The sequence below is a fragment of the Kocuria atrinae C3-8 genome, assembly GCF_000286355.1.
In the GTDB taxonomy this organism is placed as follows: Bacteria; Actinomycetota; Actinomycetes; order Actinomycetales; family Micrococcaceae; genus Kocuria; species Kocuria atrinae_A.
In genome coordinates this window covers 1-11,479 of record NZ_AJXN01000065.1, presented here as the reverse complement: position 1 = coordinate 11,479, position 11,479 = coordinate 1, and the positions used below count along the sequence as shown (strand labels likewise).

12 protein-coding genes are annotated in these 11,479 nt (G+C 58.4%); all 12 read right to left on the bottom strand.

Going from position 1 to position 11,479, the window contains the following annotated elements; genetic code table 11:
- Positions 1 to 385 precede the first annotated feature (385 nt).
- The 12 genes from YO9_RS0108080 to YO9_RS0108015 all read right to left on the bottom strand — a co-directional run bounded on the left by YO9_RS0108080 (position 386) and on the right by YO9_RS0108015 (position 10,820).
- Complete coding sequence (locus YO9_RS0108080) at positions 386 to 592, bottom strand: hypothetical protein (protein WP_016997007.1); 207 nt, start codon at positions 590 to 592, stop codon at positions 386 to 388.
- A 69-nt stretch (positions 593 to 661) separates the two neighbouring features.
- Entirely contained in the window at positions 662 to 886 is a 225-nt protein-coding gene (gene nrdH / locus YO9_RS0108075; protein ID WP_016997006.1) for a glutaredoxin-like protein NrdH, read from the bottom strand.
- A 107-nt stretch (positions 887 to 993) separates the two neighbouring features.
- Positions 994 to 1,341: a hypothetical protein gene (locus YO9_RS0108070; protein WP_016997005.1), complete on the bottom strand. Its 348-nt coding sequence runs from the start codon at positions 1,339 to 1,341 to the stop codon at positions 994 to 996.
- A gap of 231 nt (positions 1,342 to 1,572) precedes the next feature.
- A complete protein-coding gene (locus YO9_RS0108065; protein WP_016997004.1) occupies positions 1,573 to 2,064 on the bottom strand; it encodes a hypothetical protein in 492 nt (163 codons plus the stop codon).
- 155 nt (positions 2,065 to 2,219) lie between these two features.
- Positions 2,220 to 2,417 (bottom strand): hypothetical protein, encoded by a 198-nt coding sequence (locus YO9_RS0108060; RefSeq protein ID WP_016997003.1) that lies wholly within the window; start codon positions 2,415 to 2,417, stop codon positions 2,220 to 2,222.
- Positions 2,418 to 2,619: 202 nt separating this feature from the next.
- A complete protein-coding gene (locus YO9_RS0108055; protein WP_016997002.1) occupies positions 2,620 to 3,027 on the bottom strand; it encodes an ArdC family protein in 408 nt (135 codons plus the stop codon).
- 819 nt (positions 3,028 to 3,846) lie between these two features.
- Complete coding sequence (locus YO9_RS0108045) at positions 3,847 to 5,979, bottom strand: type IV secretory system conjugative DNA transfer family protein (RefSeq protein ID WP_016997000.1); 2,133 nt, start codon at positions 5,977 to 5,979, stop codon at positions 3,847 to 3,849.
- 32 nt (positions 5,980 to 6,011) lie between these two features.
- Positions 6,012 to 6,713 (bottom strand): hypothetical protein, encoded by a 702-nt coding sequence (locus tag YO9_RS17560; protein WP_223286285.1) that lies wholly within the window; start codon positions 6,711 to 6,713, stop codon positions 6,012 to 6,014.
- Positions 6,714 to 7,593: 880 nt separating this feature from the next.
- Positions 7,594 to 8,970: a MinD/ParA family ATP-binding protein gene (locus tag YO9_RS0108030; protein WP_223286284.1), complete on the bottom strand. Its 1,377-nt coding sequence runs from the start codon at positions 8,968 to 8,970 to the stop codon at positions 7,594 to 7,596.
- 99 nt (positions 8,971 to 9,069) lie between these two features.
- Positions 9,070 to 9,807, bottom strand: coding sequence for a CHAP domain-containing protein (locus YO9_RS0108025; protein ID WP_223286283.1), 738 nt, complete (start codon positions 9,805 to 9,807; stop codon positions 9,070 to 9,072).
- On the bottom strand, positions 9,711 to 10,337 hold the full coding sequence (locus YO9_RS17555; RefSeq protein ID WP_223286282.1) for a hypothetical protein: 627 nt from the start codon (positions 10,335 to 10,337) through the stop codon (positions 9,711 to 9,713). The genes YO9_RS0108025 and YO9_RS17555 overlap by 97 nt, the downstream gene beginning before the upstream one ends.
- 9 nt (positions 10,338 to 10,346) lie before the next feature.
- Positions 10,347 to 10,820 (bottom strand): hypothetical protein, encoded by a 474-nt coding sequence (locus tag YO9_RS0108015; RefSeq protein ID WP_016996996.1) that lies wholly within the window; start codon positions 10,818 to 10,820, stop codon positions 10,347 to 10,349.
- Between the last annotated feature and the right edge of the window lie 659 nt (positions 10,821 to 11,479).

Here is an 11,479-nt window from a genome sequence, read left to right as displayed (position 1 = left end):
CGCTGATCCGCATAGGGCGGTGACATGAAGAACAAGTCAACGCTGGACTCAGGCAGGGCCGGCAACCACAGCGACGCATCACCCCACGTCACACCTTCATCGAGGAGACGGGTGAGCGCGTCTTGTGGCGCCGAAGGGATGTCAGGGCCGGACTCAGGAACAGGTTGGAGAGGCATGGTGCAATTCTCGCGCATAAACAAGGTAGGTGAGACACCGACGCACGGTCGCTCCCCCACGCTTGCGCTAAACAGCATGGTGCGCAAACGGTCGTTTTTGCTCCTGCTCGGTCCTGTCAGAAATTCGTGCTTGTCAGGGTCGGGATTCGGTAGCAAAACTGTGGTGCATTACTGAATGTAGCGAAATACCCGCTAGTAGGGCGTTTGTGCTACTTATTACGTGGCCGGGGGCCGGGGCCGGGAATCGTCTTATCCCACTCGCGTAGCGTCTCCTTCGTCCACCCGCGATTCGGGCCGATCATGGCATCGGCCGGCGGTGCCGGCCTCCGCTTCAAAAACGCCGCCTTCGTGATCCCCAAAAACGCCGCCGCCTCGGTCACTGACAGAAAAATTTGGGGCTTGGTATCCTTATTCATGCCCGTCCTTTCGGGTGATTTGGTCCCGGCCTCTTTCCCTGGCATCCCTGCCAGTCGGTCGGGACCGTCTTATGTGCTCAGGCTGCTGATCTTGTCCGGTCGGTATCCGGTCCAGTGCTCGGTCTCAGTCTCTACTACTGGCACTTGCTGCGCGCCCAGCTCGATCACGTGGTCATAAGCAGCCTGATCCTCGGTCACGTCGATCACTGAGTAGTTGACGCCCTTCTTATCGAGTGCCCGCATGGTGGCGTTGCACTGGACGCATGACGGCTTTGAGTACACGGTGATGCTCATGGTTCCTGTCCTTTCGGTGGTGGGGGTCTTTCCTTCCCCCGGTCTCGCACGTAAGGTTCTGCGGGTGGCCGCCCAACCTCGCCCCGATTGGTTGGGCGGCCACATCCTTAGTAGATGTAGATGCTTTCCCACTCCGGGCGACCGTGCCACTTGATCCGGCACGCTCCGGCATATGCCCTGCCGAAGTCCATCAGCGGGCCTACCAGTGCGTCCTCGTCCGGCTCGCTGCCCTCGTCCGGCTTGTCATAGATCGCGCGGCCTGAGAAGCACAGCACCCCGTCATCGTCGTACATGCGGAACGCGCGGCGCTCGATCCCCTCGGGCAGTTTCTTGCCAGGGGACAACAGTGCCTCCTGGTCGTCGGTGACCCCTGCGGGTCCGACAGTGCCAGCGCAATCGCTTGTCTCGGTGTCCGTCTCAAACAAGTGATCCTTGGTGATGATCCATGCACGCATTGGTCGATCCTTTCGGTGTGGTGGGGTCTTTCCCTCCCCCTTGCTTACACCTATTAGTTTACCATCGGTCAACCAGTATCGCAACACCAAGAGTCAACTAATTGACCGTATTGCCGGTGCGCCGTAATGCCGTATAACTGGCAGTGATTTGGGCATGAGTGAGGCCGGGGGAGTTCCCCCGGCCTCGGTGCCGTCATGCCTCGGCGGGAACTTCTCGGGCTACCTCCGCGATCATGTAGCCAGGTCGTCATCATTCCAGGTGTATCCGGGCCAGCGGCTCACGCAGCGTTGCATGGCCTCGCAATAGATCGTCTGCTGCAAGAGCTTGTACACATCCTTAGTCGGCTTGCTACCTCCTAGCGGGCCGTAGGTCTCGCGCAGCGTCACCGAGTGCACCAGCATCCAGGGCCAGCAATCCGGGTTATTTGCTACAGCGGTCAGCAAGTGCGCGAAGGCACGCAGCGCGGGCCGGTGGTGATCCTCCACGCGCTCCACCAGATCACAGCCACCGTGGGCCTGTGCGTGATCCTCGGGGGCCGACAGGACGGCCACGGGCAGAAATGCCTCACCCGGTGCCAGGTCTTTCCAGGCGCGGCGCAGGTCGTCGCCGTAGTAATCAACCTCGCCCATATCGGTCTCGACGGTCAGGCCGTCACCACGGAGCAGACACCGCGTTACCATCCGGTCAATCTCGCAGTAATCGGTTACCAGGGGAGTGCTCATGATGCTTGTCCTTTCGGTGTGGTGGGGTCTTTCCGTCCCCCGTGCTTATGTCTATTAGTTTACCGCCGGTCTACCAATAACACAACACCGAGAGTCAACTAATTCGAGAACTTTTGGACACGAAAAACCCCCGGCCACATAGCCGGGGGTCTGTCTCAGTTGGTCGCAACCTCCGCTCGCATCTGCGCCAAGGTCTCGCGTGTTATCACGCTCCCGGCCTTGAACTGCTGCCACACTTCGCGGGCCTTCTCCGGCTGTCCGGCTGCCCGGTAGTAAGCCATACGCTCACGGGTTTGTGCCGTGTACTCGCGGCATCGAGCCTCGTACTCCTCGATCTGATCCTGAGTGGCCATGGTTCCCGTCCTTTCGGTGTGGTGGGGTCTTTCCTTCCCCCTTGCTTACACCTATTAGTTTACCAGAGGTCTACCAATAAAACAACACCATGAGTCAACTAATTGACCGGATTGCCGGGGTGCCGTAATGCCGTATAACTGGCAGCGATCCGGGCATGAGTGAGGCCGGGGGAGTTCCCCCCGGCCTCGGCGCTCGTGGCTGTCAGTCCTGGATTTCCTCGGTCTGGCTTATGTCGAACACTGTCACCATGACGAAGAAGGAGGTCTTTTTAGTCTCGCCCTTCTCGTCCTTGACCGGGTTGCCCTTCTCGTCCTTCTCGATCTTGGATGATGGGGCGAAAATCTTGATGCCCTTCTCACCCTTGCGGACCATTCGACCCTCGGCCTTCCACTTATTGAATCCCGCGCACACCGTCGCGGTGTCCATCTGCGCGAAAATCAACGCCTGATTCTTCTGGCTGTAGGTCGGGAACTTCTCGGCAAACGCGGCGAAGGCTGCGGCGAACTCCGGGTCATTCTCGATCCGCTCCACCGTCGCGGTGTATGCCTGGGTAACCTGCTCGCGCTTCTCTGCGGCCTTCTGCTTGCGTGCGTCCTGCTTGGTGCTCATGGTCTCTGTCCTTTCGGTGTGGTGGGGGTCTTTCCGTCCCCCGTGCTTATGTCTATTAGTTTACCGAAGGTCTACCAATAACACAACACCGTGAGTCAACTAATTCGAGAACTTTTGGACACAAAGAACCCCCGGCACCTGGCCGGGGGTCTGTCCGTCGCTCTACCGCTCCAACTCGGCCTGTAGCCGCTGGATCGTCACCCAATACCCGCGATAATCGGCGGTGTCCTTGCGTCGCCGCTCCCACCGTGCGGCCTTAGACGGGTCTTGCGTGGCATCCCTGCGGGCCTCGTACCGCGCTACCCGCTCGCCCAACTTATCCACGCGGCGGGCCACTGACTGGGGACTCCTTTTCAGGGCTACCCGTTCAAGGTCCAGCCGCGCCGGATTACTGATCGCTGCTGCCTTCGACGCTGACGCCAGGTGCTCGGGATTGCTCGTGTCATGGTCTCTGTCCTTTCGGTGTGGTGGGGTCTTTCCGTCCCCTGCTTACATCTATTAGTTTACCTTTGGTCTACCGATAACACAACGCCTAAACCGTTCCTCCTTGCTGAAATTCCCGAGATGACTTGATCCTTTACCCTCATTGCTTCCTGGCCTTCACCCCCGGCCCCGCTATTGACTGGACCTTTCGGCGCATCCTCAGCAATCACCCGAAACACACGATCACTGGCCCTACGTCACCAAACTCATCCGCGTCATCCAAGGAGGCCCGCCAGGGCCGACTGATGGACGCGGGCGCGGGTCCAGGGCGTGTGCCCTGGCGCGGGGTCTGGGGGCGGCGGTAGCCCCCAGGAAGGCAACCACACCGGGAGTTTCCTAGTCGTCCTCCCGGATTGGCATATCGAATGCGTCATCTTCTGCCGTCAGGCTCTCAACGTCCTCGCCCTTCTTCGGCTCGACCTTTTTCGCCGCTGTCACCCATGCGCTTGTAGGTGCGGGCTTGCTCGATTGACTGCCTCCGTGTCTGCCCTGGGCCTCGGCACTGTCCTTCTCAGTAGTCTTAACGGATTGAACCGCGTCCGCTTCGGGTAGCTCGTTGCGCTCATCTAGCGCGTCGGTTTCCTCGCTGGTATCTCCACGGTGAGCAGCAGCAGCGAGCATCTGCGCGGGCGCAGTTCGCCGGATCTTCACATGGGCTACTTCTTGCGGGTTCCTCACCAGTGCGATGATTTCGCCCGGTCGTAGGTTCTTAAGCTCGTTCGGGTGAACCTTGAACGTTTCGACCTCGCGCAAGCTACCTTGTCCGCTGGCGCGGGTCTGTGACCCCATCAGGTCTCGGTCCTCAAAAACCTGCGTGGTTTCTTTCATGGCTTCTTTAGTGCCAACCAGTGAGGCTAAGTCCTCCGCGCCTTCCTCTACCTGATGCAGCAGCTTTACCGATGTGTTCGTGACCAGGTTTGCGCGGAATCCCTCGGATGATTGTTCAGTGATTTCACCCCAGCTCTGTGTGCTTAGGATCACCGCGCCGCCCTGACCTCGTGTTCGTGCCAAGGCTCCGCGAAGTCCCGAACCACCCAGAGCTGAAAACTCATCCACGATAAGCATTTGCAACCGATCCGGGTTACTTGAATCCCCGTGCCACGATTGCTCGCCAAGATCGGCCATTGCAGCCGTCCAGTCGGCAATGGCGAGGTTCCCAACGTACTGAGCCGCTTCCATATCTCGCGCTGCGTCCAGATCGAACACCACCACGTCCCCGGCCTGGATAGCTGCGCGTAGGTCCAAACCATCGGACCGCTCGCGCAAGGTCTCCCCGGCTGCACCTTCGGCAATAACAGCGAACCGGGATCGCATACCGCCCGCGCCAGCTCCGGCGCTCTTGTCCTCCTGGACTTCATCAAAATAGTCCGCCAAGTCCGCCGATAGGCGAGCGTCTGATCCTGCATCGGCAATTTCCTGCATTCGCTCAAATCGCATCATGCGGGTCAAGTGCTCTAGGTCCATCAGCCACGGGCGCTGTACCCGTCCATGGCTGTAGGTCATGCCGTCAAGACACGCGCGCTCTAGTGCACGCAAGGCCAGCAGCGTAAAGCGTGACCCACTGCGCTGATAGTGCGGCTCGCTGAACCCACCGTTAGCCGCGTTCGTCTCAGCCTCCATCAGAATGTTGCGGCGTTGGGCGGGTGTCCCTCGTTTCAAGGGGTTGTACGCCTCGCCGCCGCCGTCCTCGGTAATCACGTGGAACCCGCGACCGGCCAACTCCGCCAAGGCTCCTAGAGCGTTCGTGATTGCCGGGTCGGGCTTCATCGTCAAGAACGTCACTCCGATGCGGAATGGTTGCGCTGCCGGGGCCACCAGCAGCCCCCGCATTATCTCAATGAGCGTGGTCGTCTTACCGAACCCGGACGGACCAACCAGCATCCCATGATGACGCAACGCAGACACCAACAAGTCCCACGGCTTGCCGGTGTGCTGATTGATACCAAGGCGCACCAGCAAGTCCCCCAACTCGCGGGCGTCTTTCTGCGGCCACTCATTTACCCGTTGCATGGCCTTGGCCGTGGAACGATCACTGCGTTTCTCCACCTTCTCCGTGCGCCACTTTGGGGCATACCGAGCGCGCGCCGCCGATGCCACAGCACCAACAAGAAACCCCACTGGGACCGACAACCACAGCCGCGAGATAAGAATCTCGCGCCAAGACTCCGATAGGTATGCGGGAATAACCTCCCGCGCACTCAGCAGCCCCTCAGTGCCCAGAAGGGACCATATTTCGCGGTACACCATAAACCAGGCACGGAACCCACCTAAGACGAATGACGCGACAACAGCCGCGATTCCCAGCAAAACGAAAATTGACGGTCGAAGTTTCTTGACCCGACTCAGCACTAACGCCGTCAGTACCGCGACCAGTGCAGCAATAGGAGCAACAAGCACGAACACTAGACGGCCCACGCGAAGAAGCAATGCCAGCGGATCATCAACAGGCTTTAGTTCAGTGTCACGCATACGAACGCGCGGCGCTGGTCCTCGTTTCGACATTATTCTGACCCTTCTTCATGCTGCTCAATTTGAACTTTGGGTTTCCCTCCCACAATGGGAAGGTTCGGCAGAAGGTGCTCATACACGCGAGATAGTTGAGGAAAGGCGACGGGAGAAGCGTAATACTTAATCGCCGCAACCTCGGAACTATTGGCATAGGCCGTCATGAGCGATTGCAGACGAACACGATCCTTCCGTGTGTGCTCATATTCAATAACAAAACGTCGGCCCGCCTTAACGGCGGACATATCTGGAAAAACGTTTACATGACGCCCTGCTTGCCACCGCTTAATAGCAAACCGTGTTGGTTCATTTTGAGCTACCGCCTCCGCATCCACGCGGCGCATTTCAATTTCGCCGTAAACCTCATAATCTGGATTCGCTACCGCAAAATCAACAGCTATATTAACCAAAATTCGATCGTGTTCAAACTGCGATAATTTCGGACCCATTTTCGGCGCATTCGCGGGAACTACCCCACGAACAAACTTAATCCCTTCGGCAGTAACCCAATACACCTGTTTCATATCCGCAAATGGCACAACAACCGTCACAAGACCTAACCGTTTCAACGCTCTTAAACGCCTCCGCGCCACCTGCTCCGAACAGCCTAAATACCGCGCACACTGATCCACCTGCATAAACTGCCACTGACCCATAAACCGCAATAACTTCAAATCCCGATCAAGCAACAACCCCAACACCTCCGTTCATACTCAACACATCACCCACAACAATAATTATCCATTATCACAATCACTGCCCATCCCTAACTCTCCCGGACCTATCTTTTACCCTCCTTCACTCTCTGACTTCACACACTCCATCTCTCCTGTCCTGCTCCCACCCTCCCCACCCACTCACTTCCTTCATGACCTATAACTTCCATACCTCCCCCCTGAAATTCTGGACCAAGCCAACTCACAGACCACCACCCACTTGATGAGGGACGAAGAAGGTGGGTGGTGGTCTGTGAGTTGGCGTCTCGTGGGCCGGAATTTCAGGGGGGAGGTATAACATCGGATGTTATAGGTCATGATATAGGTAATGTTACACCTGCGGGGAGGGTGGGAGCAGGACAGGACCATAAAAACGGCCACCGACCCGAAGATCGGTGGCCGTTCATCGACTGCGTGAGAGTCAGGGGTGCCGGTACTCCGCCAAGTGCGCTAGAACAGACTCGTCTATGAGCCGCCCTAGCGGTTTCCCGGTTTCATCTTTGGCTCGCTCTAGGACCGTTCGAGCTTCCAGGGAAATGTGTGAAGTTATCTGTACACGCGCCGGAACATAATCAGGCTTGTCGGTCATGCTGTCGTCCTATCGGTTAACGGATCGGTCAGGGAACAATCGCACATCAGTTCGAGGAATCAATCGCCTGGGGACTGTTTGGCCTATCCGTGGCCGTAAACGAGCCGTCACGGTTTCAATCCATAGCGAACAGCTCGGGTGAAGCTGTGGTAAATCATCCCAGGCTGCTCGCGGCCCTGATGCAATAACCGCTCGACGGAGAATGGCGCGGCGCAGTACAGAACGGATAAATGAATCCGAACCTATCGCGCCGCGCTCAAACAAACTCATTGCTCACATACCTCGAACAACCGAAGCGGCGGCTGCCAGCATCGTCCGATGAGTTGTAGGTGATAGATTCTCCCAATCAATCCACGCGCCGTTGTCTAAACTTTCTTCCCACGGCAAAACGTGGACCGCGCGTACATGGCTCTTAAGATGCTGCGTGATCCGCTCCAAGCGTCGCTTATCCTCTGCGCGCTTTTCTTTAGTGCGCCCTTGGCGACAATCCATAACAACCGCGACTGAATTATGCACGGTATTCCCGTGACCCGCTGCCAGTAATGTGTCAATGGTGTCTGCTGCGGTTTGTGCTGAGTCCTCCGCGTTCTCGCAAACGATAATGATTTGATCTGCTACTGCCGCCGTAGATTGCCATGTGCTCGCATTGGATGCATTACCTGTATCCACAACGATCATCCGATAGAACGTTTGCAGAAGGCTGTGGAGCTGCGTGAAACCCTCTCCATCTATCACCGGGCGTGATCCACCCTGATTCTGCGAGGCGAGCAGATCAAACTTATTTGATCCCTGGGGCCGTACAAAGTTGACGAGTTCAGCAACTTGTCCTGATCCCTCGAAGAATTGCATTTCATGCAGGAGGTCAATCGCCGTGGCGGTCGTATTGGGCTCGATAGGCGACCTATGCGCCAGCGTTCCACGGTTCTCGTTGTTATCCCACGCGAGCACCGTCCCGCCTCGTACCCGACCTAATACAGCGGCCAGTAAAAAGGTGAACGTTGTCTTTCCAGCGCCGCCTTTTAGGTTCGCCACCATCACCGTCTTATGTGAAGTGAGACCGCGCTGAACGTCGCGGCGATCTTCACGTTCCGCGCGTTCCTCATTGGTTGGGGAAAGTCGGAATCCAAGCATGTTCAAAACTCCCCGCCATCCAATCTCAGCCGGTCCTTCTGCCGGGGCCGGTTTGGACGCGTGGAAGTCTGACGCGCTCGGTTTCTTGACTGTCTCCTGAGACTCAGCGGGATCTTCTGTCACGTTGCTCTCGACTTCAACCGAAGGGCGTTTCACGACCTCAGTCCGAGGGGACGCGACACGTCGGCCTCGCGCTTGTGTCTGCGGCGTGCCCCCAGTCGCCGGAAGGTCATCGTCGGCATCGTTCATGGCGTCATCCAGGAAGGGCGGCAGGTCATCGTCCGCCTCATTCGTGGCCGCTGCGCTGCTGCCACCGGGTTCATGGGTCTCGGGCGCGGTTTCAGGTGCCGTGTCATCCTCGACCTCGACCTCTTGCACGTCCCCGTCCTTACCGAATTCCAAGACGGTGCGGGTCTTATCCGCCTCGTCAATCATGAGCTGACAGGGGAAAGTCGTGACGTTGTCAAACACCGTTTGAATGATCTGCACTCGTGCGTCATCAACGCTCTTGGCGCTCACGCGATACGTGTCTCCGTCCAAGTGGATTACTGCGCTCCCCCTGGCATCAAGCGTAGCGGTATTCATGTCCTCATCCTCTCTAAATAATGCATGCATTATTTACAGTTTAGCCTCATCAGGTGGAATCAGGAACGCATCAGGCGCGCCTGGGTCTGTCATCGTGACTTCTGGCCGGTGGCTGTATTTGTGACCGGGCGGTGCCAGGTAAGTGTTGTTGTATTCCGAAAGTTGGAAGGTCTTTCCGTCCTCTTCAACCTTGTCGATCCATCCAACGTGTCCAGCGGGACCAATGCCTTCACCGCTGTCTGCGCCCCACCAGGCGACGCTGTTAGCGGTCGGTTTGGTCGTGACTTCCCAGCCGCGCGCTTCCCATGCTTCTCTCCAGGTCGCAGCGTTACCGAGCTGGGAGCCGTTGCCGCCCTTGGTGTTGCCGATCTTCCAGCTAGACGTGTTGGAGCCTTCGGCACCGTAGTGCTCGGCTAGTTTCCACGCGGCGTAAGAAGTGCATTCGCCGTAGAAGAACCCCGCGCCGTCCTCGGTGTAGACACCGGGGCCGGGGATCACGGAGTCATCCCACGGGTACGTGTCGTTACCGCCGTTGCTGCCTCCGGGCTTTCCTGCGGTGGTTGCTCCCTTGCACTCATCCGCGCTGGCGGTATCGACCGAAGACCCGTTATTGGACGCTTGGGCGCTGGCGTCGTTCTCCTTGCCCTCGCGGTCAATCTCGATACCGGCCTCGTTTAGCACCTTGTCGGTGTGGGCGATCCATCCATTTTTGGCGTAGTGGTTTGGGTCGGCGTTGGCCTGAACCTCGTGGATCGCCAATGTCTCTGACATGTCTTGCCAGCCTGCACATCAGCGAGTCCTCCGCCTTGTTTCTTCGGGCCGAGAATAAAGAGCTGCGCGGCGGTTTTCGGGTCCATGCGTTCCTTGACGGTGCCCCAGCTGCCCTGCTGTTGCAGGATGCCAATCGAGTCCGCCACGGACCCATCAGGGTTAATAGCGTTATCGCCGTAATCGATGTTTTCCAGGGTGCTCTCACCCATTGCCGCAATCGAGATGAGACGGGTTACTTGCCCGGAATATCCGAGTTCACGCACGCCCTCGTCAATGGCCTTCACCACGTCAACCTGTGATTTGGTGTCTGCCGCGTTGCCACCAAATGCCTGACTACTTCCTGCCGTCAGTGCCCCCGCCTCGCGGCAGGGGTCTTGATTACTCGATGTGCTCGTGCTGCCACCGATGACTAGCACGGACACGAAGGTGAATCCCACAAGGGCCAGGATTAGAGCCGGGATGACTAGCCACCAGCCGAGCAGTTTGGCTGCTAAGAGACGGATTGCTAGAGATGCGAAATCACGGATCATGCCCATAGATCAGTCCGTTTTCCCGGTCCAAGATTCGAGAGTGGCCTCGATGACCTTCCAGGTCTCACCGTCCTTCATAGCCTTGACGGTCCAGGTTTGGATGGTCTCGGTGCCGGTGTGCGATTGAACGGTCACCTTCGCCTCTCTCGTGCGGTGAGTGGAGCTATCGGCAGGTTTGGCGCTCTTCACCTTTTCCAGCTCGACCTCACGGGTCTGAGTCGGTGCTTTCCCTCCCATCGGCCCGTTGTCCGTATAGGGGTCAATGGGGTCGAGAGAATCTAGGGCGACGTAATCAGCGGTCCAGCCTTGAACCTGATCCAGCTCACCGTTTTCCTCGCGGTTATTCAGAGCCGTGAGAAACGCGGTCATCACCGATTCAGGATCTTTCGTGTTCACTTTCGGGTTCGTCGGTGCGGCAATCGCTACCACCCCGCTCGTGGGTTCGGATCGTTCTTCGGCGGCTTGGGGGCCGTAGCCGTCCACTGCATCGGGAGTCGGTGACGCCGCGGTGCTCGTGGTTGGCGGGGCTGTCGTTTCCGTACTCGTGGCGGTAGCTGGTTGAGAGCTGTCATCTTCGCGGGGGAACCATTGCCAGACCGCTAGGGCCACGACTGCAAGAACGACGATGCCCACAATTACGCGCCGCCGACGTGGGGCGGGGTCAGTTTGTTCTTGCGCTGGTCGGTCCAACGGCTCCCAGGCCGTTCCGAGTGGGAACCGGATTCGTTCAATTCATCAAACGCGGACAGCTCATCACGGGAATTGTGCGACATGAGGGGTCAGCCCTTTCTGCGTCGGGTGTCGCTGAAGTTCTGGCGGTCCCGGCGCGGTTTTGGCTGGGCCGGGGCCGGTCGCAACTTCTTTGGGGGGACGTTTGTGTTTCGCGCCTGATCTTTGGGCCGCTCGTTCGGGGCCGGTGCAGCCGGACGGCTGCGCCGGGACGCGACACTTTGCGGGCCTCCGCGCAATCCACTTTGTGCATCAATACGGCTATCGCGGCGCTGGACGGGCTTAGGCTGCGCGGCCCGCTGTTCTGCCCTGCGGCTGGGGGTCTCTCCGCTGTGTCCAGATTCGGCGCGCGCGGTGCGCCCGCGTCGGGTCTCATCAGCAGCTCTAGGCTGGCGGTCCCCACCTTGCCGCTG